This is a genomic window from Pseudomonas sp. BT-42-2 (assembly GCF_025847435.2).
Classification (GTDB): Bacteria; Pseudomonadota; Gammaproteobacteria; order Pseudomonadales; family Pseudomonadaceae; genus Aquipseudomonas; species Aquipseudomonas urmiensis.
In genome coordinates, this window is record NZ_JAOYTM010000002.1 from 192,369 (window position 1) to 216,913 (window position 24,545).

Annotated in this window: 17 protein-coding genes and 1 pseudogene; 10 read left to right on the top strand and 8 right to left on the bottom strand. The window is 63.5% G+C overall.

The features are described 5' to 3' along the window. The first annotated feature begins 110 nt into the window (after window positions 1–110). The 5 genes from wecB to OIU19_RS02205 all read left to right on the top strand — a co-directional run bounded on the left by wecB (window position 111) and on the right by OIU19_RS02205 (window position 8,475). Complete coding sequence (gene wecB / locus OIU19_RS02185) at window positions 111–1,265, top strand: non-hydrolyzing UDP-N-acetylglucosamine 2-epimerase (protein ID WP_264233058.1); 1,155 nt, start codon at window positions 111–113, stop codon at window positions 1,263–1,265. Beyond that, window positions 1,262–3,436: a cyclic di-3',5'-guanylate-activated glycosyltransferase NrfB gene (gene nrfB, locus OIU19_RS02190; RefSeq protein ID WP_264233059.1), complete on the top strand. Its 2,175-nt coding sequence runs from the start codon at window positions 1,262–1,264 to the stop codon at window positions 3,434–3,436. Before wecB ends, nrfB begins: the two co-directional genes overlap by 4 nt. Continuing rightward, window positions 3,433–6,423: a phage receptor gene (locus OIU19_RS02195; protein ID WP_264233060.1), complete on the top strand. Its 2,991-nt coding sequence runs from the start codon at window positions 3,433–3,435 to the stop codon at window positions 6,421–6,423. The genes nrfB and OIU19_RS02195 overlap by 4 nt, the downstream gene beginning before the upstream one ends. Then, window positions 6,423–7,262: a DUF4434 family protein gene (locus OIU19_RS02200; protein WP_264233061.1), complete on the top strand. Its 840-nt coding sequence runs from the start codon at window positions 6,423–6,425 to the stop codon at window positions 7,260–7,262. The genes OIU19_RS02195 and OIU19_RS02200 overlap by 1 nt, the downstream gene beginning before the upstream one ends. Before the next feature lie 124 nt (window positions 7,263–7,386). Next, window positions 7,387–8,475 carry a GGDEF domain-containing protein gene (locus OIU19_RS02205; RefSeq protein WP_264233062.1) on the top strand — a complete coding sequence of 363 codons (1,089 nt, stop codon included), beginning with the start codon at window positions 7,387–7,389 and terminating at the stop codon, window positions 8,473–8,475. 106 nt (window positions 8,476–8,581) lie between these two features. Here the strand turns inward: OIU19_RS02205 and OIU19_RS02210 are convergent, their stop codons facing one another. Continuing rightward, window positions 8,582–9,880, bottom strand: coding sequence for an ATP-binding protein (locus tag OIU19_RS02210; protein ID WP_264233063.1), 1,299 nt, complete (start codon window positions 9,878–9,880; stop codon window positions 8,582–8,584). A gap of 7 nt (window positions 9,881–9,887) precedes the next feature. Continuing rightward, a complete protein-coding gene (locus OIU19_RS02215) occupies window positions 9,888–10,589 on the bottom strand; it encodes a response regulator transcription factor (RefSeq protein ID WP_264233064.1) in 702 nt (233 codons plus the stop codon). Window positions 10,590–10,747: 158 nt separating this feature from the next. Between OIU19_RS02215 and OIU19_RS02220 the strand changes: the two genes are divergently transcribed. From OIU19_RS02220 to mobA, 3 genes are read left to right on the top strand one after another with little or no spacing between them, the layout of a single operon-like run. Further along, entirely contained in the window at window positions 10,748–11,923 is a 1,176-nt protein-coding gene (locus tag OIU19_RS02220) for an efflux RND transporter periplasmic adaptor subunit (RefSeq protein ID WP_264233065.1), read from the top strand. Between the two features lie 11 nt (window positions 11,924–11,934). Continuing rightward, entirely contained in the window at window positions 11,935–15,057 is a 3,123-nt protein-coding gene (locus OIU19_RS02225) for an efflux RND transporter permease subunit (protein ID WP_264233066.1), read from the top strand. 59 nt (window positions 15,058–15,116) lie between these two features. After that, window positions 15,117–15,692 (top strand): molybdenum cofactor guanylyltransferase MobA, encoded by a 576-nt coding sequence (gene mobA, locus OIU19_RS02230; RefSeq protein ID WP_264233067.1) that lies wholly within the window; start codon window positions 15,117–15,119, stop codon window positions 15,690–15,692. A gap of 313 nt (window positions 15,693–16,005) precedes the next feature. Here mobA and OIU19_RS02235 read toward each other — a convergent pair whose 3' ends face one another. The 5 genes from OIU19_RS02235 to OIU19_RS02255 are packed head-to-tail and all read right to left on the bottom strand — an operon-like array spanning window position 16,006 to window position 21,085. Beyond that, window positions 16,006–16,149 (bottom strand): DUF2474 domain-containing protein, encoded by a 144-nt coding sequence (locus tag OIU19_RS02235; RefSeq protein WP_264233068.1) that lies wholly within the window; start codon window positions 16,147–16,149, stop codon window positions 16,006–16,008. A 2-nt stretch (window positions 16,150–16,151) separates the two neighbouring features. Further along, complete coding sequence (gene cydB, locus OIU19_RS02240) at window positions 16,152–17,159, bottom strand: cytochrome d ubiquinol oxidase subunit II (RefSeq protein WP_264233069.1); 1,008 nt, start codon at window positions 17,157–17,159, stop codon at window positions 16,152–16,154. Between the two features lie 14 nt (window positions 17,160–17,173). Beyond that, entirely contained in the window at window positions 17,174–18,598 is a 1,425-nt protein-coding gene (locus tag OIU19_RS02245) for a cytochrome ubiquinol oxidase subunit I (RefSeq protein ID WP_264233070.1), read from the bottom strand. Window positions 18,599–18,600: 2 nt separating this feature from the next. After that, window positions 18,601–19,086 (bottom strand): DUF934 domain-containing protein, encoded by a 486-nt coding sequence (locus OIU19_RS02250; RefSeq protein WP_264233071.1) that lies wholly within the window; start codon window positions 19,084–19,086, stop codon window positions 18,601–18,603. After that, entirely contained in the window at window positions 19,073–21,085 is a 2,013-nt protein-coding gene (locus OIU19_RS02255) for a DUF2849 domain-containing protein (protein ID WP_264233072.1), read from the bottom strand. Before OIU19_RS02255 ends, OIU19_RS02250 begins: the two co-directional genes overlap by 14 nt. Window positions 21,086–21,253: 168 nt before the next feature. Between OIU19_RS02255 and OIU19_RS02260 the strand changes: the two genes are divergently transcribed. Beyond that, window positions 21,254–22,660, top strand: coding sequence for a PLP-dependent aminotransferase family protein (locus OIU19_RS02260; RefSeq protein WP_264233073.1), 1,407 nt, complete (start codon window positions 21,254–21,256; stop codon window positions 22,658–22,660). 379 nt (window positions 22,661–23,039) lie between these two features. Then, window positions 23,040–24,332, top strand: coding sequence for an MFS transporter (locus tag OIU19_RS02265; protein ID WP_264233074.1), 1,293 nt, complete (start codon window positions 23,040–23,042; stop codon window positions 24,330–24,332). 105 nt (window positions 24,333–24,437) lie between these two features. On the opposite strand, the pseudogene OIU19_RS02270 reads toward OIU19_RS02265, so the two are convergent. Then, window positions 24,438–24,545 (bottom strand): annotated as a pseudogene (locus tag OIU19_RS02270) (cytochrome C); the annotation flags it as partial.

Below are 24,545 nucleotides of genomic sequence, written 5' to 3' on the forward strand. Positions count from 1 at the left end.
CAGCTGCGCCCGCAATTGGACAACCCCTGGTTCCCCTGCTTGTATCTAACTCCTACAAGCGCGACGCATTCGTACAACTTCGGACACGGAATCGGACGAGGAGTGAGACGATGCCCCATACCGTCATGATGGTTTTCGGTACCCGCCCAGAAGCGATCAAAATGGCTCCGCTAGCGCGCGTACTGCGCCAATGGCCCGAGCTCGACCTGCATATCTGCTCCACCGGCCAACACCGGGAAATGCTCGAACAGGTGCTGAGCGCCTTCGGCCTGTCGGTCGATCAGGACCTGCAGGTGATGACCAAGAACCAGACCCTCAATGGCCTGGCCCGCGACCTACTGGACAAGATTGACCAGGCCTACGCACAGGTAAACCCGGACATCGTGCTGGTCCACGGCGATACCACCACCAGTTTCATCGCCGCCCTCGCCGCCTTTCACCGGCGCATCCCCATCGGCCATGTCGAAGCCGGGCTGCGCACCGGTAACCTGCAGCAACCCTGGCCGGAAGAGGCCAACCGGCGCCTGACCGGGGTGCTCGCCGATCTGCATTTCACCCCTACTACCAAGTCTCGCGACAACCTGTTGGGCGAGCACGTGCCCGCCGAACACATTGAAGTGACCGGCAATACCGTGATCGACGCGCTGCTGTGGATGCGCGAGCATCTGAACACCAGCGGCTGGCATCCGGCAGCCGATTCGCCGCTGGCAGCGCTGGGCGATGATCAGCGTATGGTGCTGATCACCGGCCATCGCCGGGAAAACTTCGGCGCGGGTTTCGAGCGCATCTGCCTGGCGCTGGCGGAGTTGGCCTTGCGCTACCCAGACGTGCAGTTCGTCTACCCGGTGCACCTCAACCCCCAGGTGCAAAAAGCTGTCTACGGCGTGCTCTCGGGCCGCGACAACATCCATTTGGTCGCCCCCCAGGATTATCAGCACTTCGTCTGGCTGATGGACCGCGCCCACGTGATCCTCACCGATTCCGGCGGGGTCCAGGAAGAAGCGCCGGCGCTGGGCAAGCCGGTGTTGGTCCTACGCAAGGTCACTGAACGTCCGTCAGTGCTCGAAGGCGGTACGGTCAAGCTGGTCGGCACCCTCACCGAACGCATCGTCAAGGAAACCAGCCAACTGCTCGATGACCCCGCGGCGTATCGGCAAATGGCTCGGGTGTACACCCCGTTCGGCGACGGCCATGCCAGCGAGCGCATTGCCGAACGCCTGCAACGCTGGTTCGAGGAGCGCGAAAACGGACGAGATGACGCATGAGCCTGGCCTTTATCGATTTTCTGACCTATGTGCTGTTCGGCCTGAAGATTCTCGCCATCATCCTCGCTAGCCTGATGTTCCTGCTCGGCCTGGATGACCTGTTCATCGACCTGTGCTACTGGGGCCGCAAGCTGGTGCGGCGCTTCCGGATCTATGACAAATACGAACCGGCCGACGAGAAACGCCTGTTCGAAGTGCCGGAAAAACCCCTGGCGATCATGGTGCCAGCCTGGAACGAAGTGGGCGTGGTCGGCGAGATGGCGCGCCTGGCCGCTTCGACCATCGACTACGAGAACTACCAGATCTTCGTCGGCACCTACCCCAACGATCCGCAGACCCAGGCCGATGTCGACGCGGTGTGCCTGCACTATCCCAACGTGCACAAAGTGGTCTGCGCCCGTCCAGGCCCGACCAGCAAGGCCGACTGCCTGAACAACATCATCGACGCCATCCTGCGGTTTGAGCAGGACGCACGCATCGAGTTCGCCGGGTTCATCCTGCATGACGCCGAAGACGTCATCTCGCCAATGGAACTGCGCCTGTTCAACTATCTGCTGCCCAACAAGGACATGATCCAGATCCCGGTGTATCCCTACGCGCCAGAATGGAAAGGCTTCACCGCTGGGCACTACGTGGATGAGTTCGCCGAAAACCATGGCAAGGATGTCATCGTCCGCGAAGCGTTGACCGGGCAAGTGCCCAGTGCCGGGGTCGGCACCTGCTTCAGCCGGCGGGCGATCAGCGCGCTGCTTGAGGACGGGGACGGCATCGCGTTCGATGTGCAGAGTCTGACCGAGGACTACGACATCGGTTTTCGCCTGAAACAAAAAGGCATGAAGTGCATCTTCGCCCGTTATTCCATCACCGACCCGGCGCTGGCGCTCAAGCACGAATGGCGTTTCGGCATGAGCCGGGCCTTCTCCCAAGTGATCTGCGTGCGCGAGCACTTCCCGCGCGACTGGCAGCATGCCATCCGGCAAAAGTCGCGCTGGATCGTCGGCATCGTGTTCCAAGGCACCAGCAACCTGGGCTGGAGCCGCAAGGGCGCGCTCAATTACTTCCTGTGGCGTGACCGGCGCGGGCTGTTCGCCTACCTGCTGAGCTTTTTGGTCAACCTGTTGTTCCTGGTCCTGTTGGCGATGTGGCTGGTGACGGTGATCGCCCCCGAATCGTGGCGTTTCATGTCAATCCTGGGTGACAGTTGGCTGCTCTCCACCCTGCTCTGGCTCAACGGCTTGTTGCTGATCAATCGGCTTTTCCAGCGTGGGTGGTTCGTCACTCGCTACTACGGTATTGGCGAAGGGCTGCTGTCGGCGCCGCGGATGATGTGGAGCAACTTCGTCAATTTCTTCGCCAACCTGCGTGCCCTGCGCCAAGTGATGGAAATGGGTGATTCACGGCGAGTGGCCTGGGACAAGACCACCCACGAATTCCCGGCCCTCGCCTCACCGGCACGCACGCCCCTGGGCCATCGTCTGGTTGAAAAAGGCTACATCAGCGAAGCGCAACTTGAACAAGCCATCACCAGCCCAGTGCGCCGACGATTGGGGCGCGAGCTGCTGTTGCGTGGATGGCTGACCACCGAGCAACTGGTCGAAACCCTGGCTGAACAGCTGGAGCTGCCCTGGGCGCCACTCAATCCGTTCAAAATCGCCCCAGCGTTGATCGGCAAACTCCCCCGCCGCCTGGCCGTTCACTATGGCGTGCTGCCAGTAGCGGAAGATGGCGACACGCTGGTGCTGGCCAGTGAAAGCCCAGTCAGCCAGGTGTCGCTGGGGGTCATCAGCCGCCAGCTCAAGCGCCCGGTGCGCAGCCGCTTGGCGCCCCAGGGGCGGGTAACCCTGGGCCTGCGTTATCACTATCCCAGCCCCTGGCAAAAACCCGAGACCCAACAGATGCTGGCCGTGCTTGAGCGCCATCAGGATGACGCCGAGCTGATCGAGAATGTCAGTACCCACCAGGTGATGCTCGGTGCACTCCTGCAGGTGCGCGGTATGGTCCCGGCTACCTTGTTCAATCAGGCGCTGATCGATTTCGACCCCGACACCATGAGCCTGGGCGAGCACCTGATCGCCCGCGGCATCATCACCGAGCAGGTGCTGCAACAGGCCCTCGCCGAACAAGCCAGCGAACAGCAGGCTGCCTATGACCTGACGCGGGAGGTGGCATGAAGCCCGGTATTTCCCTGACGTTGACTACCTTGTTGCTGTGTTCCACCGCCCTGCCGGCATTGGCAGCGCCGATGACTGACTTCCAGCGTTTCACCAGCTATCCCTTCATGGAGCGTGGCTATCGCGAGGCGCAGAAAGACAACTGGGCCGAGGTCGAGCGGCTGACTCGCCATGTCCTCGGCCGGGTACCGAACAACGATGAGGCACGTGCCTTGCTGATGTCGGCACTGGCCCACCAGCGCCGCTATAAAGAAGCCCAGGCAATGGCCGAGCAGTTGCAGAACAGCCCCGAGCACGCCGACGCCCTGCTCGAACTGCGCTTGACCTGGATCGAGCAAGACCCGCCACCGGCCAGCCAGGTCGAGGGCTGGATCGCCAGCAGCGAAGGCAACACCCGTGTGCGCCTGTGGCAGGCCTACAGCATGAGCCTGGCCAAGTTCGGAGGCGCCGGGCGAGCCTTGGCGTGGCTCAACCAACTGCCGGCGCATGGCGACGGCATGGTCTTGCGCCTGACGAGGGCCAACTTCGCCGAACAGCTGCGCAATTGGGGCGAGACCATCGAGCAACTGCAACCCTTGGCCGACAAGGGCCAGCTGTCGGCCGAGGACTGGCAGCGCCTGGCCAACGCCTACGTGCAGCGAGTCGACGAAAACGGCCTGAACAAGCTCCTGGCCAGTGCGCCATCGGCCGAGGTGGCCAACCAGACGCGCCTGGCCATGGCCAACCGGGCAATTGCCGTGGGCCATAATCAGCAGGCCGAGCGCTGGCTGCAAAGCCTGCCCAGTGAGCAGCTACAACACCCCGAGCAGCGCCAGCAACTGTGGGAACTGGCGCGCCAGGGCGATAACGCGGCGCAGGTCCAGCAGCTGAGCAACCAGCTCGGCAAACCGTGCCTGGAAACGGTCGACTGGCTGTCGCGACACGATCCTGCGCTGGCCCGCGAGCAGCTCAAGGGTTGTACCCGCGACGACAACCCACGCGCCTATGCCGTGCTCAAGCAACGCCTGTATGGCGACCCGCCGCAACCACCGCAGCCGCGCACCGCCGCGCAGTGGGAGCAGCGTTACCGGCAAAGCGGCGACCTGGCGGCGCTCGAACAAGCCAGTTTTCTGCTAGTCGAACAAGGCCAGGCCGAGCGCGCACGGCACCTGCTCGAGCAGGCCTACGACCGTCGCCAGGGCCGCTTGACGCCGTCCCTGCTGCGGCGCCTGGGCAACCTTTACGCACGCAATGATGGCCCGCTGGACAGCCGCCGCATGCTGGCGCTGGCCCCCCGGGTGGACGCCGCCACCCGGGCGCAACTGCTCGCGCGCCTGGCCGAAGCCGGACAGTGCGATGCGGTGCGCGGGGCAATCCCGGCTAAACCAACCGAACCCGGCCAGTACCGTGCCCTAGGCCGCTGCGCCATGCCCGAGCATCCCGGCGAAGCGGTGGTTTATTACCAGGCCGCAGAAGGCCTGGGCGACATTGCCAGCCGTCTGCCGCTGGCCTATGCCCTGCAGGCAGCGGGTGACTTTGAAGCGGCCCTGCCAATCTGGCGCAGCCTGCCCGCCGAGGCCTGGACCGACAACGCCCGCCTGACCGCCGCACAAGGCGCCTTGAATGCAGGCGACGCCCAAGCCGCCCAGCGCTATTGGCAGGCGGCAGCGCACAACAGCCCCGATGATTGGGCCTTGGGCGCCGCCATCGCCCAGCGCCAGGGCGATTTCAACACAGCGCTCAACCGGCAACGCCAGGCGCTGGCGCACACCCCACGAGCCGATCATTACTACGCCGCCGCGGGCACCGCCCAAGCCGCGGGTGACAGTGCGCAAAGCACCGCCTGGCTCGCCGAAGCGGTGCGCCTGGCGCCTGACCAGCCGCGCTACCGCGCCGACTACGGCATGCGTTTGGCAAGCTCGGCGGACCCGCAACAGCGCCGCGCAGCGATCCCCTACCTTGAGCGTTCGACCCGCGATTTTCCCGAGGACTACCGCCTCGGCGAAACCCTGGCGCTGCGCTATGACGAAGTCGAAGACAGTGCCTCGGCCCGCCGCGAACTGCGCCGCGTCATCGATGTGGAGCAGCATGTGGTCGACGGCGACGACGAATACGGCAGCCTGGAGGCGCGCAAATACCGCCAGCGCCGTGCCCACGAAACCCTGTCGCGGCGCGACAGCATCACCCTGGCCAGCACCTGGTCACCCGCCGGTACCTCGACCAACGACAACTTCGACACCGGTCGTAGCGAGCGCCGGGCGCGCTCGCAGAACGTGCAACTGGCGATGTGGGACCATGCCCTGGGCGAACAGCCCAGCCGCAATGGCAGTACCCTGTCGGTGTATGGCCGGGTGCTGTTTGGCGGTCCGGGGCGCTCCGACTACGCGCAAAGCATGGGCACTGGCGTAGGCCTGCGCTGGAAACCGTTCGGCCAGGCCAACCTAAACCTCTATGCCGAGCTTTATCACCAGCGCCAGATCGACGACCAGCACTACAACGGCTTGAGCCTTGGCCAGTTGCTCAGCCCGAGCAAGGTCGGCGATAACTGGGGCGATCTGCGCGGGCACGCCGAGTCGAGCAACGACTTGCTGCTGCGCGCCACCGCCTCGGTGCTCGACCAGGGCGATTGGCGTAACGACTGGCGCATCGATGAAGATCAATGGAACGAGCGCTTCCTCTACCTCGACGCTGCCTGGTGGACTCGCGCCGGCGACCACGCCTGGCTGTCGCGCTATCAGCAAGGGCACGCCTGGAAACTGCCGGTCGACTCGCCGCAGACGATCATGCCCTATGGCTTTGTCGAGTTCGCCAGCCAAGACCCCAGCAACGACTGGCGCCAGGATCTGCGCAGCGGCGTCGGCCTGCGCTGGCAATGGTGGTTCGATGATGATCGCTACAACGCCTACCGCGGCTCGTTGAAAGTGCGCGCCGAGTACCAGCAGGCACTGGGCGGCAACCTCTATGAGCGGGCCAACGGCGTGCTCCTGGGTGTGGAGATGACCTTCTGATGCGCAAGCTCCTGGCAATTGGCATGCTGCTGTTGTGCCTACCGGCGCTGGCCGACCAGCGCCTGTTCTATCAACCGCTGAACCGCGATGCAGCGCTCACCCCGGCCCAGTGGCAACAGCTGTGGCGCGCCACCGTGGCCCAGGGCGGCAAGACCTTGATCGTGCAGTGGAGTGCCTATGGCGACAGCGATTTCGGTGGCGCTCAGGGCTGGTTGGCCAACAGCCTGCGCGAAGCCCACGCGCAAGGCCTGGAACTGGTGCTTGGGCTGTACATGGACCCCGGCTACTACCAACGCATCGAGCAATTGGACGCCCAGGGGCTGTCGGACTACTGGAAAGCGCAACTGGGCCGTTCGCTGACCCAGCTGCATCAGGTCCAGACGAAATGGGACGTGCCGGTCGCGGGCTGGTACCTGCCCATGGAGCTGGACGACCTGCACTTTGGTGATGCTGCCCGCCGCGAGGCGCTGCACAGCCAGTTGCAGGCATTCAACCGGCAACTGGGCAAGCCGCTGCATATCAGCGCGTTCAGCGCCGGCAAGCTGTCGCCGCGGGTCACTGGTGTGTGGCTGGAACAGTTGAGCGGCATGGGCTTGACTGTCTGGTGGCAGGATGGCGCAGGTACTGGGCGCTTGCCGGCGCTGGTGCGCCAGGGCTATGAACAGGCGCTGCCCTGCCGGGTCGGCATCGTCCGGGAGGCGTTTCGCCAGACCAGCGCGCCGGGGCAGCCATTTCGCGCAGAGCCTGCGCCCCCAGCGCTGAGCGGTGGGTGCCACGCCGAAGCAGTGTTCGCCTTGCGTTATCGGCCTTGGGCGCAGGGTTTATTGCCGGTCAATTGAGTGGGTTTCACCGGCCTCATCGCGGGGCAAGCCCGCTCCCACGCGAATGATCGGCGCTACACGTGGGAGCCGGCTTGCCCCGCGATGAGGCCAGTACAGCCAGCAAGGAGTCCCCGACTAAACCATGTTCAAAACCATCGAAGAGCACGTGCGCAAGCAGGTCGCCCCCGCCGCCCTGCGCGCGGAATTTCGCCAGCACGAATTCGAGTTGATGCGCCCGTTCTGCCAGTTGATCTTCTGCTGCAGCATTGGCATCTGGCTGATCTTCGACCTGATCGTCAGTTACCTGGGCGATCAAGGCTTCACCTGGCTGTCTGGCCTGTTCATGGGTTTACTGGGCTGTATCACCGTGGTCCTGGGTTTCACCCGCAAAAGCCACCACTTCGATGTGCTCAACTTGCTGTTCATCGCCGTGATCACCTTAGGCATGCGCCTGGTGATCGAGGGCATCCCTATCGCCCTGCGTCCGGTATGGCTGGTGCTCGGCGTGTCGACGGTGCTCTACAGCGTTTCGGTGCTGCCAGTACGGCGTTGGTCGTTCTTCTGCGCCATGGCCATCTGCTGGGCGATGCTCAACCCCTTCTACGGTACCAATATCGACCTGGATGATCTGGAAGCCGCCATGCTGCTCAGTTATGCGGTGTTCCTCAGCGGCCTGGTGATCTACAGCTACCTGCGCATCCGCCAGGCCAAGCTACACAACTTCTACATGTCCAAGGTGCTGTTGGAGCAAGCTTATGTCGATGTGCTAACTGAAATACCCAACCGCCGCTCGTTCATGGTCAAGGCCGAACGCCAGTTGCAGCAAGCGCCGCCGGGGCAATTCCTGGCGATGATCGACATCGACAATTTCAAGAAGGTCAACGACCAATTTGGCCATGATAGTGGCGATGAAGTGCTCAAGCGTGTGGCTGGTCATATAAAGGCATCGATGGCAGGTTTCGAGTTCGCCAGGCTTGGCGGCGAGGAATTCGCGATCTTCTTCCAGGGCCTGGATCAGCAAGCTGCCGAGCGACAGGTCGCGACATTGTGCAAGCGCGTGCGCGAAGACCTGGGGCCGCATCCGGTGACGATCAGCATCGGCCTGGCCAAAGTCAACGCCGGCGATAGCCTGAGCGTGGCGCTGCTACGTGCCGACCAGGCGTTGTATGAGGCAAAACATTCGGGCAAGGATCGGTTCGTGTTGTGGACTGCCCAGTTGGGGGGCGCCTGACACAGGTCCAGTACCTGCCGCTGCGTGGTCACCCCACGCCCGCAGCCCCTCGACAAAAACCTGTAGGAGCGGGCTTGCCCGCGAAGAGGCCGGAACAAACACCCTCTCAACTGGCAGGCAAACGAATCTTGAACTGCGCCCCCCCCAACACCGACTGCGCCACCGTCAGTGTGCCACCCTGCCCCTCGATCGCCCGCCGGCTGATCGCCAGACCCAAGCCAAACCCGCCGGTATTGCGATCGCGGCTGCGATCGAGTCGATAGAACGGCTGGAAGATCCGCTCACGCTCTTCGACCGGAATGCCAATGCCGTCATCCTCAACCGTCAACAAACACGCACCATCGGCTTCCAGCTTGAGCCGCAACAGCAGGCTTTCGTCACAGTAGCGCATGGCATTGCGCACCAAATTCTGCACTGCGCGGGCGGTCAGGCGCGGATCGAGGACAAAGCGCGGCAGCTTGTCATCGGCGCGCACTTCCCACTGGATGCCGCGCCCATCGAGCTCTTCGGCAAAGCCGCCGAGCACACTGTCGACCAGCTCCAGCAACGACACCTCGACCCGCTCGCGGGCCTGCTCAGCATTCTGCAAGCGGCTGTAAGACAGCAATTCGAGCACCAGTTCGTCCAGCTCGCGCACATGCCCGACCAGCTCCAGCAGGCGCTTGCGGCTGGCTGGCGGAACCTCGTCGAACAGCAGCACCAGGCCAAAATCCAGGCGGGTCAACGGCGTGCGCAGTTCATGCGACACCGCATTGAGCAGCTCGCGCTGCTGGTTGACGTGGCGTTCCAGGTCGCCGGCCATGGTGTCGAACACCCCGGCCAGTTCGCCGATGTTCGAGTGCGCCGAGATGTGCGTGCGCTCCGACATCTGCCCCTGGCCCAAGCGTCGGGCGGTTTCCTTGAGTCGCTCCAGGTCGCGCCAGTGTGGCCACACCCAGACCAGCAGGCAACCGAGCATGGCGGCGCCGATCAACACCGTCACGCCCCAGGACAACACATTGATATCGACCGGGTCCGGCGGGCTGTGCAGGCTCACCAGCCAGTCCTGGTCGAGCGCTGCCAGGGCGGTCTGGTAATAGCCCCAGTCGCCGATGCGCACCACCTTCAATCCATGTTCAAGACGCGCCCGCTCGGCCTGCGTCAGCTCGGCTTCGTCCCACTTGAGCAGCTTGACCTGCAACGGCGTGAAGTGCGCCGCCAGGTCGCTTTCCACCGCTGGCCACTGCTCGCGCGGTGCCTGCTGGAACTGGCGCACGATCAATGACTGCACGCCCTTGGCCTGGTCGAGGTTGTAGGCCATGAAGCGCTCATGGAAGGCCCCAACGATAGCGTCGGGGATCAGCAACAAGGCACCGGCATAGGCGACGATGATCACCAGGTACAGGCGCACCAGGATCTTCAGCATGATGCGCTCAGAACTCCCACTCGACGCGGCTGAACAAGTAGCCCTTGCCCCACACGGTCTTGATCTTGCGCGCTTCGCCGGCGTTGTCGTCGAACTTGCGGCGCAGTTTGGAGATTGCCACGTCCACCGAGCGGTCGGTGCCGTTGAACTCGATGCCGCGCAACTGCTGCAGGATGCGGTCGCGGCTGAGCACTTCGCCGGCATTGCGCGCCAGCACCACCAACAGGTTGTACTCGCCGCTGGACAGCTCGACCTCCTCGCCACGCCAGGTCACGGTGCGTTCGGCCAGGTTGATCTGCAGACCACCCACCAGGATCAGGTCGCTTTCCAGGCGCGGCTCATTGATAGTGCTACGGCGCAGCAGGGTGCGCACTCTGGCCAACAGCACGCGCGGCTCGCAGGGTTTGGTCACGTAGTCGTCGGCGCCCATCTCCAGCCCCAGCACCTGATCGTGGCTATCGTCGCGGGCGGTCAGCATGAGAATCGGTAGGCCCTGGGATTCCTGGCGCAGCAGGCGGCACACTTGCAGGCCGTCGAGGCCCGGCAGCATCAGGTCGAGCACCACCAGGTCAGGTTTGTCACGGCGAAACGCTTCCAGCACGTGGTCGCCCCGGGCGATCACCCGGACATGAAAGTCGTTGCGTTGCAGGTAGCTGGCGATCAATTCAGACAAGGCACTGTCGTCTTCGACCAGGAGAATGTTCGGCATAAAGGGCGTAATAGCGAAAGGGTGAGAAGCAGGATATAGAATCCTACGCCTGGCCAGCGGCATTCCTTACACTTTTTCACACTCGTCCTACACTGCTTCACACCCACGCCGAGAGCGCCTGCTTTAGCATACGCCTGGTCATTTTCGGAAAACCCCGCATGTCTACTCACTGCCCTACCCGCCTGCGCCGTTTGGCGCCTTTGGTGCTGCTGAGCGTATTACTCGCTGGCTGCGACGATGCTGCCGAGCAGCAAGAACAAGCCTCCACACCGCAGGTGCGGGTGGAAACCGTACAGGTCCAGCCCTTGGCGATCAGCACCGAACTGAGCGGGCGCATCCTGGCGCCGCGCACGGCAGAGGTGCGTGCACGGGTCGCAGGGGTGGTACTCAAGCGGGTGTACCGTGAAGGCAGCGACGTCAAGCAAGGCCAGGTGCTGTTCCTGATCGACCCGGCGCCCTTCAAGGCCGACCACGACAGCGCCCGCGCTACCCTGGCCAAGGCTGAGGCCACCCGCTACCAGGCGCGCCTGCAAGCGCAACGCTACAGCCAACTGGTCGACGACAAGGCGGTCAGCCGCCAGGAGTACGACAATGCTCGCGCTGCGTTGCTCCAAGCTGATGCCGAAGTCGCCGAGGCCAAGGCTGCCCTGGAGCGGGCGCGACTGAACCTGGGTTACGCCACGGTCACCGCGCCGATCTCTGGGCGCATCGGCCGCGCGCTGGTGACCGAAGGTGCGCTGGTCGGTCAGAACGAATCCACGCCGCTGGCTACCATCCAACAACTGGACCCGATCCATGCCGACGTCACCCAGTCGACTCGCGAACTCAATGCCCTGCGCCGTGCCTTGCGCGCCGGCGAGCTGAGCCAGGTCGGCGAAGGCCAGGCCAAGGCTACCTTGATCCAGGATGACGGCAGTGCCTACCCGCTGGCGGGCAAGTTGCTGTTCTCCGACATCAGCGTCGACCCGAGCACCAACCAGATCACCCTGCGCAGCGAGTTCCCTAACCCGGATCTCGACCTGCTGCCTGGCAGCTATGTGCGCGTGCGCCTGGAGCAGGCTGTGCAGCCCAAGGGCATCAGCGTGCCACAGCGGGCGATCTTGCGTGACAGCGCGGGCGTGCCGAAGGTGCTGGTGGTCGACGCGCAAGCCCGTATCAGCGAACGGCAGATCGTCCTGGGCAGCGCCCAGGGTGATCGCTGGATCGTCAGCGAAGGTCTCGCCGCAGGTGAGCGGGTGGTGGTCGAAGGCCTGCAACACGTCAAGGCCGGCGACCAGGTGCAAGTCGATTCATCACAGGACGCGCTTCCGATCGTCCAGCACAACGGCCAGTGAGGGCCTGATTCATGCCGCAGTTCTTTATCGACCGCCCGGTATTCGCCTGGGTGATCGCACTGTTCATCCTGCTGGCCGGCGCCCTGGCGATCCCGCAATTGCCGGTGGCCCAGTACCCTAATGTGGCGCCGCCGCAGGTGGAAATCTACGCCGTCTACCCCGGCGCCTCGGCGGCGACCATGGATGAGAGCGTGGTCAGTCTGATCGAGCAGGAGCTCAACGGTGCCGACAACCTGCTGTACTTCTCCTCGCAGAGCAGCCTGGGCAGCGCCACTATTACCGCGACCTTCGAGCCAGGCACCCACCCGGACCTGGCCCAGGTCGATGTGCAAAACCGCCTCAAGGTAGTCGAGTCGCGCCTGCCGCGGCCGGTGACCCAGCAAGGTTTGCAGGTGGAGAAGGTCTCCACCGGCTTCCTCTTGCTGGCCACCCTCACCTCCGAGGACGGCAGCCTGGATGAAACCGCGCTCAGTGACATCCTCGCGCGCAACGTGATGAACGAGATCCGCCGCCTCAAGGGCGTCGGCAAGGCCCAGCTGTATGGCTCGGAGCGAGCCATGCGGATCTGGATCGACCCACGCAAGCTGATCGGTTTCAACCTCACGCCCAACGATGTCGCCGAAGCGATTGCCTCACAGAACGCGCAAGTCGCCCCTGGCAGTATCGGCGACCTGCCCAGCCGCCCCACCCAGGAAATAACCGCCAACGTGGTGGTCAAGGGTCAGCTGAGCCTGCCTGAGGAATTTGCCGCCATCGTCCTGCGCGCCAACCCCGACGGCTCCAGCGTGACCATCGGTGATGTCGCCCGGGTCGAGATCGGCGCCCAGGAGTACCAGTACGGCACGCGTCTGAATGGCAAGCCATCGACGGCCTTTGCCGTGCAGCTGTCGCCCGGCGCCAACGCCATGGAAACCGCGACCCTGGTGCGCGAGAAGATGGCCCAGTTGGCGCACTACTTCCCCGAAGGGGTCAAGTACGACATCCCGTACGACACCTCGCCGTTCGTCAAGGTGTCGATCCAGCAGGTGATCACCACCCTGTTCGAGGCGATGCTGCTGGTGTTCGCGGTGATGTTCCTGTTCTTGCAAAACCTGCGCTACACGCTGATCCCGACCCTGGTGGTACCCGTGGCGCTGATGGGCACCTTTGCCGTGATGCTGGCGCTGGGTTTCTCGGTCAACGTGCTGACCCTGTTCGGCATGGTTTTGGCGATCGGCATCCTGGTGGACGATGCCATCGTGGTGGTGGAAAACGTCGAACGGATCATGGCCGAAGAAGGCCTGCCACCCAAAGAAGCTACGCGCAAGGCCATGGGCCAGATCAGCGGCGCTATCGTCGGGATTACCCTGGTATTGGTGGCGGTGTTCCTGCCGATGGCCTTCATGAAAGGTTCGGTGGGGGTGATCTACCAGCAGTTCTCGGTATCGATGGCAGTATCGATCCTGTTCTCGGCATTCCTTGCCCTGAGCCTGACCCCGGCGCTGTGCGCGACCTTGCTCAAGCCAGTGGCCAAGGGCGAACACCATGAGCGCAAAGGCTTCTTTGGCTGGTTCAACCGACGTTTCGACGGCATGAGCAACGGCTATCAGCGTTGGGTGGTGCAGGCACTCAAGCGCAGTGGCCGCTACTTGCTGGTGTATGGCCTGCTGTTAGTGGCGCTGGGCCTTGGCTTCAGCCAGCTGCCGACCGCCTTCTTGCCCACCGAAGACCAGGGCTACACCATTACCGATATCCAACTGCCGCCTGGCGCCAGTCGCGCCCGTACCGAGCAGATCGCCGCCCAGATCGAAGCGCACAACGCCGAGGAGCCTGGAGTGGGCAACACCACGCTGATCCTGGGCTTCAGCTTCTCCGGCAGTGGCCAGAACGCAGCACTGGCCTTTACCACCCTCAAAGACTGGTCCGAGCGTGGTGCCGACGACAGCGCCCAGTCCATCGCCGACCGGGCGACCCTGGCTTTCAGTCAGCTCAAGGATGCCATCGCCTACTCGGTGCTGCCGCCGCCGATCGACGGCCTGGGCGAGTCCACTGGCTTCGAGTTCCGCTTGCAAGACCGCGGTGGGCTTGGCCATGCGCGGTTGATGGCAGCGCGTGACGAGCTGATGGACAATGCGCGCAAGAGCAAGGTGCTGGTCAACGTGCGTGAAGAGTCGCTGGCCGAGAGCCCGCAGGTGCAGCTGGAAATCGACCGACGCCAGGCCAACGCCCTGGGCGTGTCATTCGCCGACATTGGCGCTGTGCTGGACACCGCGGTGGGCTCCAACTACGTCAACGACTTCCCCAACCAGGGCCGTATGCAGCGGGTGGTGGTGCAGGCTGAAGGCGACCAGCGCAGCCAGGTCGAAGACCTGCTGAAGATCCACGTACGCAACACCAGCGGCAAGATGGTGCCGCTGGGAGCCTTCGTCCAGGCCAACTGGGTCAGTGGCCCGGTGCAGCTGACCCGCTATAACGGCTATCCGGCGGTGGCGATCTCCGGCGAGCCGGCGGCTGGCTACAGCTCCGGCGAGGCCATGGCAGAAATCCAGCGCCTGGTCGACCAACTGCCCGAAGGCACTGCCCTGGAATGGACCGGTTTGTCACTGCAAGAGCGTCTGTCTGGTAGCCAGGCGCCGTTGCTGATGGCGCTATCGCTGTTGGTGGTGTTCCTCTGCCTGGCGGCGCTGTACGAGAGCTGGTCGATCCCCACTGCCGTGCTGCTGGTAGTGCCCCTGGGGGTACTCGGCGCGGTCTTGGCCGTGACCCTGCGCGGCATGCCCAACGACGTGTTCTTCAAGGTCGGCCTGATCACGTTGATCGGCCTTTCGGCCAAGAACGCCATCCTGATCATCGAGTTCGCCAAGAGCCTGGTCGACCAGGGCCAAGACCCTGTGGACGCTGCCGTACACGCTGCACGCCTGCGCCTGCGGCCAATCGTGATGACCTCGCTGGCGTTCATCCTCGGCGTGGTGCCGCTGGCCATCGCCACCGGTGCCAGCTCCGCCAGCCAACAAGCGATTGGCACCGGGGTGATCGGCGGCATGCTCAGTGCGACCTTGGCGGTGGTGTTCGTGCCGGTATTCTTTGTGCTGGTGATGCGTTTGGCTGGGCGCGGCAAGGCCAAGCATACCGCGGCGGTCGTCAGCGAAGGCTGACTGGACAAGCCACCTGCGACATGGGAGGGTTTCTGGCTTAACCGCCAGGAACCCTTTTTATGTCCGCTGCCCTTCCCCCCTGCTCCATCCTCATTTTGGCCGGTGGTCGCGGCCAGCGCATGGGTGGCCGTGACAAAGGCCTGGTGTGCTGGCGCGGCGAGCCGCTGGTGGCGCATGTGCAACGGGTAGTACGCGACTTGAGCGATGACGTAGTGATTTCCTGCAACCGCAATCAGGAGGCCTATCGGGTTTTTGCCGATCAATTGGTGAGGGATGCCGAAGCGGACTATCCCGGGCCGTTGGCTGGGGTGATTGCCGGTGTCGAGGCGGCTCGGCATGAATGGGTTGTCGTACTGGCCTGCGATGCGCCGCTGATTGATCAGGGGTTGATTGAGGAACTGCTGCGGCTGGCGGTTGAGCACGATAGCGCGGCCATGGTGCGTCAGGCTGGGTATTGGCAGCCGATGTTCAGCGTGGTGCCGCGGCGTTTGTTGCCGGTTTTGCAGCAGGCTTGGCAGGTGGGTGAGCGGAGTTTGCAGAAGGTTTTGTTGCTGGGTTCGGTGCAGGGATTGGAGTGTGCTGAGGGGGATCGGCGGTTGAGTAATTTCAATAGTCTGCGGTGGTTGGAAGAATAGGTTCTTGGGGTTCTGGGCCTAGGATACTGAGCTTATCCGTTTGATGTGGCGGCGCTACTGGCCTCTTCGCGGGCAAGCCCGCTCCCACAGGTACCGCGCCGATTTCAATCCAGCGTTGAACCAGCACTGACACCACGCAGATCCTGCGCACGCCACGAACCCTTTGGGAGCGGGCTTGCCCGCGAAGAGGCCGGAATAGCCACCACAACTGCCCACAGGCTCTGAACCCAGAAGAACCCAGCCCCTTTCGAACAACCAAAAAAAGGGCCTGAAGCGAACCCCAGACCCTGACCGACAACCCAAGCGCAACAGCTTAAGCCGTCATCCCCGCAAACCTCATGGCCAGCCGGGTAGCCAACGCAACCGCACCCAGCGCCATGACACTAGCCGCCCAGATCGCCAGCAACCACAGCAGACGCTTGCTCCACCCAGGACCCTTGGTAGTAGATGAATTCATGATCAATGAAACTCCTCGCCGACTTTGACTTTGCCCCGGAACACGTAATACGACCACGCCGAGTAACCGAGGATGAATGGAATGATGAACAGCGCCCCCACCAGCGCAAAGCCCAGGCTCTGCGGCGGTGCCGCGGCTTCCCAGATGGTCAGGCTAGGCGGCAGCACGTAAGGCCAGATGCTGATCAGCAAACCGGTGTAGCCCAGGAAGATCAGCACCAGCGACCAGATGAACGGCCCGGCATGCGGCTCGCCGCGCAGCGAACGCAAGATCGCCCAGGTCGCCACCAGCACCAGCGCTGGCACCGGCAGGAAGAACCAGAAGTTCGGCAGACTGAACCAACGCTCGAAGATCGCCGGGTGGGTCAGCGGCGTCCAGACGCTCACCACCAGCATCGACAGTACGGTTGCCAAGGTGATCGGCCCGGTCGCGCGCATGATTCGCGCCTGCAAGTCGCCCTCGGTCTTGAGGATCAGCCAGGTCGCCCCCAGCAACGCGTAGGCGATGACTACGCCGAAACCACAGAACACGTTGAACGGCGTCAGCCAGCTCATCACGCCATCGGTAGCCACGCCATCGACGATCTGGTGACCCTCGATGAACGCGCCAAGAATCACGCCCTGGAAAAACGCGGCCATGAACGAGCCGGACATGAACGCTCGGTCCCAGAACGGCTTGTGCGCATCATCGGCCTTGAACCGGAACTCGAACGACACCCCACGCCAGACCAGCCCTACCAGTAACCCCAGGGCAGGCAGGTACAGCGCGCTGAGCAAGATCGCATAGACCTTGGGGAATGCTGCCATCAGCCCTGCCCCACCCAGTACCAGCCAGGTTTCATTGCCGTCCCACACCGGAGCGACCGTGTTGACCATGGTGTCGCGATGGTCGCGGTCGGGGATGAACGGAAAGAGGATGCCAATGCCCAGGTCAAAGCCATCGGTGATCACATACATCATCACGCCGAAGCCGATGATCAGAAACCAGATCAGCGCAAGATCGATACCCATGAAAGACGCTCCCGTCAGTGGTTCTTAGGGGTGGAGGAATACAGCGACTCATCGACCGCCGACAGCGGCCTCGCCGGTCGCTGGTTGGCCGTGATTTCAGCCTCCAGTTCATGGTGCTCATGCTCCTGCGGGCCTTTGCCAACCAGGCGCAGCATGTACACGATGCCGGTGCCGAAAATGCCCAGGTACATCACCACCAGTACCACCAGGCCAACCGACAGGGTCATGGCCGAGTGATTGGACACCGCATCCTTGGTGCGCATCAGCCCATACACCACCCACGGTTGACGACCGATCTCGGTGACGTACCAACCTGCGAGCAGCGCCACCAGGCCAGATGGCCCCATCCACAGCGCGAAGCGCGCCAGTGCCTTGGACTCGTACAGCCGGTGCCGCCAGCGCAACCAGGCGCCGCACAGGCCAAGCACGACCATCAGCACGCCTAAGCCCACCATGACCCGGAACGACCAGAACACGATGGTTGCGTTGGGCCGGTCCTCAGGCGGGAAGTCCTTCAGTGCCGGTATGTGACCGTTCAAGCTGTGGGTCAGGATCAGGCTGGCAAGATTGGGGATCTCGATCTTGTAGTGGGTGGTTTCGGCCTGCATGTCCGGGATGCCGAACAAAATCAGCGGCACGCCTTCACCAGGGGTATTGCTCCAATGGCCTTCCATCGCCGCCACTTTCGCCGGCTGGTGCTTGAGCGTGTTGAGGCCATGCATGTCACCGATCACCACCTGCAAGGGCGCGGTGAACAGCAGCATCCACATGGCCATGGAGAACATCCGCTTGACCGCTGGTGTGCGTGTGCCGCGCAGCATGTGCCAGGCCGCCGAGGCGCCGACGAACAGTGCGGTCGACAACATCGCTGCGGTGACCATGTGCGCCAGGCGGTAAGGGAACGACGGGTTGAAAATGATCGCGAACCAGTCGACCGGCACCACGATGCCATTGATCACCTCATGCCCCTGGGGCGTCTGCATCCAGCTGTTGGACGCCAGGATCCAGGTCGCGGAGATCATCGTGCCGACGGCAACCATGGCCGTGGCGAAGAAGTGCAGCCCGCGCCCGACCTTGTTCCAGCCAAATAGCATGACGCCAAGGAAACCGGCCTCGAGGAAGAATGCCGTAAGCACCTCATAGGTCAGCAGCGGCCCGGTGATACTGCCGGCGAACTGCGAGTAGAAGCTCCAGTTGGTGCCGAACTGATAGGCCATGACCAACCCCGAAACCACGCCCATGGCGAAGTTGACGGCGAAGATCTTCGACCAGAAGTGGTACAGGTCAAGGTAGGCGTTGTCTTTCTTCCACAGCCACAGGCCCTCGAGGACCGCAAGGAACGAGGCCAGGCCGATGGTGATGGCCGGGAAGATGATGTGGAAGGTCACGGTGAAGCCAAACTGAATACGTGCCAGCTCCAAGGCTGTCAGGCTGAACATGGTTATGCCTCATTACTTAGGGAAAGGCGCTCGAGCAGCGTGCGCGGCCGGGCCTGGGCTTGCAGGCGCGCGCTGGCGGCGTCTTGCCAGCGAACCAGCGGCACCGTGGCCGGGGCCAGCAGGCTGGTGAAGCCGCACTGCAGCAACATCGAGAACTGATCGGGCAGCAACGGCCCGGCGGCACGTAAATCGCCAGCGAAGGCGTGCCGTTCGCGCAACAGGCGCGCAAGGGTAAAACCGCGACCGTCGCGCGACTTGGCAAAGTCGATGACGATCACTTCGAGCTGGGCCAGTAGCGCCAGCACGCCAGCGGGATCCTGCTCGCCGCTGATCCGCACACCTTGGGCAGGCGCGCCGAATTGGCTGAGGTACTCGTCCCATTGTTCAAGGCGAATCACGCAGCGTTCGGCGAACACCAAGGGTGCGTCTTGTTGTTGATACAGCCACAGGTCTGCAACCGGCAGGCCGTTACGATCAATGAGCGTCACGCAGCACCTCCTTGAACACATCGATGCCGACGCGGCGGTAGGTATCCAGGAAGCGTTCGCCCTCGACGCGTTCGCGCAGGTAGATCGCGACAATCGCCTCGACCACTTCTGGCAGTGCTTCGTAGCTCACCGAACGGCCAAGGATGGTGCCCACCGCGGCATCCTCCGCCGCGCTGCCGCCGAGGGTGATCTGGTAGTTTTCATGCCCGGCCTTGTCCAGGCCGAGAATGCCGATGTGGGCGACATGGTGGTGGGCACAGGCGTTGATGCAGCCGGACACGTTGAGCTTGAGCTCGCCAATCTCACGCTGCTGGGCCTCATCGAAACGCTGCGCGATGCGCTGGGCCACCGGCACCGAACGGGCCGTGGCCAAGCTGCAGTAGTCCATGCCTGGGCAAGCGATCGAATCGGAGATCAGGTTGACGTTGGCCGTGGCCAGGCCGGCGTCGCGCAGCGCTTGCCAGACCTGGTAAAGCTCACTGAGGCGCACATGCGGCAAGACCAGGTTCTGCTCATGGGACACGCGGATCTCATTGAGCGAATGGGCCTCGGCCAGGTCGGCGATCAGCAGCATCTCTTGGGCACTGACATCGCCCGGAATACCGCCCTGGGGCTTGAGCGAGATGACCGCGCTGATATACCCGCGTTTCTTGTGCGGATGGGTGTTGTTGCGCACCCAGAAGGCAAACTCGGCATCGGCTGTGCGCGCATCGAGGTAGTCTTCACAGATGCCGGGCAGCTCCGCGAAGGCCGGTTTGACGAAGCGCTGGTGAATCGCCTGGACGATACCCGGCTCCAGGTGCTGATGGTCCGCGGGAAGGCTGGCGAACTCCGCCTCGATCATCTCGATGAACTTGGCTGGCTTGAGCTCGCGAACCAGGATCTTGATCCGCGCCTTGTACAGGTTGTCGCGCCGCCCGAGGCTGTTGTAGACCCGCAAGATCGCCTCGACATAGCGCAGCAAGTCGCGCTCGGCCAGCCAGTCGCGCACCAGCGTGCCGACGATAGGCGTGCGCCCCAGCCCTCCACCTGCGTAGATCTGGAAGCCCACCTGGCCCTGGTCGTTGCGCGTGGCGAGGATGCCGATATCGTGAAAGCGCACCGCTGCGCGGTCGATCGGGCTGCCGGTAATGGCGATCTTGAATTTACGCGGCAGATAAGTGAACTCAGGGTGGTCGGTGGACCACTGACGGAGGATTTCGGCGTGCACCCGCGGGTCTATCACTTCATCTTGGGCGGCGCCGGCGAAGTGGTCAGTGGTGACGTTACGGATGCAGTTGCCGCTGGTCTGGATGCAATGCAGGTCAGCATCGGCTAGCACCGAGAGGATCTCAGGGGTAGCGGACAGGTGCGGCCAGTTGAACTGGATGTTCTGCCGCGTGGTGAGGTGGCCATAGCCCTTGTCGTAGGTGCTGGCGACATAGGCCAGCTGGCGCAGTTGAATCGCACTCAAGGTGCCATAGGGGATGGCCACCCGCAGCATGTAGCCATGCAACTGCAGGTACAGGCCATTCATCAACCGATAGACCTTGAACGCTTCTTCGTCGAGCTCGCCACTCAGGCGCCGGGCCACTTGCTGCTCGAACTCGCGGGCACGGGCCTTGAGGTAGTCGCGCTCGAACGGGTCATAGCGATAGACCCCAGCGTGCTCGACCTGCGCCGCGATCACCGGACGCGGCTGGGCAGCGCTCGCGGGTGGGCTTAGGCCGGCCGCCTGTTTACCCAGATCGGTGCGCACCGATGGCCCACGAGCACGCAAGCGTTCGCGCAGCTCGATCGGCTCGACAACGCCGTCCACTAGCCGTGCAGTGCAGGGCAGCGGGCCGACCACCAGGTTCGCGTCCACCGCTCGTTGCGCCGCAGCCTGGGCGGCAGGGAGTTGCTGCGGGGCAAAGACACTGGCCTTCGCAAGGGTCTCGACCCACTGGTGCTCCGCGTCCAGCCAGACCACTGCGCCATCGTCGAGACGATTGGCGCAGATCAGTTGGCAGTCATTCATCAAACATCTCCATGACTGGCAGCCCAGAAGCGCTTATCGTTGCAACCCTGCTGCGCCTCTCCGGTGCCTGACAATAAAATCCATACGCAGTCCATTTGTATGGATTTAACATGTAACCGTATGCCATGTTATGCTTGAGCGTATGGATTGACAACCTGAGGAATTCGCATGCCTCTCGCTGACGAGACGAAAGAATCAGCTCAAGCCCGCTGGACAAGGCCCTTCAAGCCCAAGGGTGGACCAAGATACATACAGATCGCCGACATGATCTCAGAATCCATACAGTCGGGTTCTTTGCAGTCTGGCGACCAGGTTCCGCCGCAACGCACCCTGGCCGCGCAACTGGGCGTCGACCTGACCACAGTGACCCGCGCCTATGCCGAAGCGCGCAATCGCGGCTTGATCGCCTCGTACAGCGGTCGCGGATCGTTCGTCACCGGTGTCAGCGAGCCGGGCGATGAGGTGCGCATCGACCTGACCATGAACATTCCCCCGCAACCGGCCAACGGCTCGATGACGGAGCTGGTTGGCAAGGGCCTTGACGATGTGCTGCGGCGCAACCGCATCGAAGCGTTGTCGACCTACCAGGACGAGCCCACCACCCGCTCTGCGCTGCAAGCGGCGCAAGGCTGGTTGAACCCAGCCCTGGGCGATCTCGATACCCGCGCGCTGAGCGTGTGCTCGGGCTCGCAGGCGGCGATTTTCGCCATCTTGGCGTCCTGCGCGAAGCCCGGTGAGACGCTGCTCTGCGACCCCTTGACCTACCCTGGGCTGCTATTGGCAGCGCGCCAGCTGGGCCTGCGCGTGCTGGCGGTCGAGGGCGATGCCGACGGCATGCGCCCGGACGCACTGGAGCGCGCCCAGCAGCAAAGTGGCGCGCGCCTGGTGTACCTGAACCCAACCTTCAACAACCCCACCGCGCACACCATGCCCATCGGTCGCCGGCAGCAGATCGCCACCACCGTGCTGCGCCTGGACCTGACGCTGATCGAAGACGACCCCTATCGCTACCTGCTCGACGACGCACCGGCGGCCATCGCTACGCTGACCGGCGGCGCCAACACCTTCTACCTGGCATCGCTGTCCAAATGCCTGTGGCCAAGCCTGCGCACCTCGTTCGTCCTACCGCCACGGGGCGATACCGGTGAGCGCCTGCAAAGCGGGCTGCGCGCTGCGAGCATGGGTTGTTCGGCGCTGCTGCTGGGGTTGGTCGAGCACTGGATCCGCAGCGGCACCGCCAAGCAGCTGGTACAAGAGATTCAGCGAGAAGCCCGCGCTCGCCAGCAGCTGGCGCGCAGCTTGCTCACGGCGCCGGTGCAGGCTCACCCCTCCGGTATTCACCTGTGGCTGCCCTTGCCCGCGCACTGGAACCAAAACCTGTTCACCCATGCCTTGGATGAGCTTGGGGTCAACGTCGCCAGTGCCGATTCGTTCAGCGTCGCCCCGCAGACCCAGGATGCGGTGCGCGTATCGCTCGGCGGCCCGGCCGATCAGGCCAGCCTGGGCAGCGCCTTGCGCAAGATCGACGCGTTGCTCAAGGAAGATCGGCGGCGCAGCTCGCGCGCGTTCGTCTGACCGATAGCAAGAAGCCACCCCTGCGGCCTCTGGTCGCAGGGGTGGCCCTCTTGGCAAATTCTCCACAAGGCTTAGAATCGCGCCTCCTTTTCGCCCGTCGATCCGTCGACTGATTCCTGCCCCGGCCTTCGCCCGCAGCTACCCGGTTACGAAAAGGCACCCAGCCAGATGCCAGTCAGTTAAGACTCGAGTCGGTTTATTTTGGGCCCGCTTTGCGGTCCTTCGCGGGCAAGCCCGCTCCCACAGAGATAGCGTTTGCCTGGAAGGTGGCGCGGTACCTGTGGGAGCGGGCTTGTCCGCGAAGGACCGCAAAGCGGGCCCAGGCTTGTAACTGACTGGTATTGCGCACCACCCTGCTTTTTCCAACCTTGAGGTACGTATGTCTCCGCGTTTGCTGGCCCAGGCGCTAGCACCCCTGCTCGGGCTATTCATCATTGCCCTGGGCAATGGTTTCATGTCTTCCCTGACCACCCTGCAACTGGGTACCGCTGGCGAATCGGCGACCATGATCGGCGTGGTGTCCTCGGCCTACTTCATCGGCCTGACCCTGGGCGCGATCTTCAACGATCGGCTGATCCTGCGCATTGGTCACATCCGCGCCTACACCAGCTTCGCCTCGCTGATCGCCGCGACCATTCTGTTGCAAGGGCTGTTCTACGACACCACCTGGTGGATGGTGCTGCGCCTGATCAACGGCTGGGCTGCGGTCGGGGTGTTCCTGGTGATCGAAAGCTGGCTGCTGCTGGCGGGCGACGCGAAGATCCGTGGACGCCTGCTGGCGCTGTACATGATTGCCTTCTATGGCGCTGGCGTGCTGGCCCAAGCCACCCTGGGCGACGTCACCGGCTGGGGCCCGACCGTGCCGTACATGGTCGCCGGTATGCTCGCAACCCTGTCGGTGCTGCCGATCGTGATCTTGCCACGGGTGTCACCGCTGATGGATCAGGTCGAACCCCTCAAGCCACGTCAGCTGCTGGGCATCGCCCCGACCGGGCTGGTCGGCTGCTTCGGTTCGGGCGTGGCGATCGCCGGGATCTATGCGCTGCTGCCGCTGTACCTGCAACGCATCGGCCTGGATGTCGGTGAGGTTGGCAACATGATGGCCTGGGTGATTCTCGGCGCCATGCTGCTGCAGTATCCGGTGGGGCGCTGGTCGGACCGCAAGGATCGCCAGGATGTGCTGATCTCGCTGGCCGCGCTGTGCGCCGTGCTGTCGGTGTTGATCGTGCTGCTGCCGGCTAATTCGGTGCTGCTGCCGGCCATGTTGTTCCTGCTCGGTGGGGGCGTGTTCGCCCTGTATCCGGTAGCGGTAAGCAGCGCGGCCGACAGGGCCCCGGCCGATGCGCTGGTGCCGATGATCCAAGGCTTGCTGCTGATCAATTCGCTGGGCTCGGCAATGGCCCCGCTGGCGATCTCGCCGGTGATGACTTCCTATGGTGAAGTCGGGCTGTTCTGGGCCTTTGCGGTGATCAACCTGGCCATGGTCAGCTTCTTCCTCTGGCGGCGCGGCAAACGCCCGGCACCGGAGCATCCGGCCCCCTTTGCGCCGACTGCGACCTTTTCGCCTACCGGTGCTGAGCTGCGCGCTACCGAAGAGCTGATGCATGCGGTGCAGGAGCACCCTTCGATGGCCGAGATACAGACCCCGGCAGCGGCGCCTGAGCGCGTTTGATCTTTTACAGCTGGTTTTTGGCTGCGTCAGTCCTGGCCTCTTCGCGGGCAAGCCCGCTCCCACAGGTACCGCGCCGCTCTTGCGGTTGGCGGTGAGCAGGTGGGAGCGGGCTTGGTCGGCACGGCGTGCCGCGGCGAGGACATTGCCTTGGTTGCGGTCGAACAATGGCAGCGGCATCGACAGCCCCACCACGTTGACCCGCTCGCGGTCCTC

Coding starts and splice junctions, on each gene's coding strand:
- OIU19_RS02225 (WP_264233066.1), top strand. CDS start 11,935: ATGCCGCAGTTCTTTATCGACCGCCCGGTATTCGCCTGGGTGATCGCA.
- OIU19_RS02220 (WP_264233065.1), top strand. CDS start 10,748: ATGTCTACTCACTGCCCTACCCGCCTGCGCCGTTTGGCGCCTTTGGTG.
- OIU19_RS02205 (WP_264233062.1), top strand. CDS start 7,387: ATGTTCAAAACCATCGAAGAGCACGTGCGCAAGCAGGTCGCCCCCGCC.
- mobA (WP_264233067.1), top strand. CDS start 15,117: ATGTCCGCTGCCCTTCCCCCCTGCTCCATCCTCATTTTGGCCGGTGGT.
- OIU19_RS02200 (WP_264233061.1), top strand. CDS start 6,423: ATGCGCAAGCTCCTGGCAATTGGCATGCTGCTGTTGTGCCTACCGGCG.
- OIU19_RS02210 (WP_264233063.1), bottom strand. CDS start 9,880: ATGCTGAAGATCCTGGTGCGCCTGTACCTGGTGATCATCGTCGCCTAT.
- OIU19_RS02215 (WP_264233064.1), bottom strand. CDS start 10,589: ATGCCGAACATTCTCCTGGTCGAAGACGACAGTGCCTTGTCTGAATTG.
- nrfB (WP_264233059.1), top strand. CDS start 1,262: ATGAGCCTGGCCTTTATCGATTTTCTGACCTATGTGCTGTTCGGCCTG.
- OIU19_RS02260 (WP_264233073.1), top strand. CDS start 21,254: ATGCCTCTCGCTGACGAGACGAAAGAATCAGCTCAAGCCCGCTGGACA.
- OIU19_RS02265 (WP_264233074.1), top strand. CDS start 23,040: ATGTCTCCGCGTTTGCTGGCCCAGGCGCTAGCACCCCTGCTCGGGCTA.
- OIU19_RS02255 (WP_264233072.1), bottom strand. CDS start 21,085: ATGAATGACTGCCAACTGATCTGCGCCAATCGTCTCGACGATGGCGCA.
- OIU19_RS02235 (WP_264233068.1), bottom strand. CDS start 16,149: ATGAATTCATCTACTACCAAGGGTCCTGGGTGGAGCAAGCGTCTGCTG.
- OIU19_RS02245 (WP_264233070.1), bottom strand. CDS start 18,598: ATGTTCAGCCTGACAGCCTTGGAGCTGGCACGTATTCAGTTTGGCTTC.
- cydB (WP_264233069.1), bottom strand. CDS start 17,159: ATGGGTATCGATCTTGCGCTGATCTGGTTTCTGATCATCGGCTTCGGC.
- wecB (WP_264233058.1), top strand. CDS start 111: ATGCCCCATACCGTCATGATGGTTTTCGGTACCCGCCCAGAAGCGATC.
- OIU19_RS02195 (WP_264233060.1), top strand. CDS start 3,433: ATGAAGCCCGGTATTTCCCTGACGTTGACTACCTTGTTGCTGTGTTCC.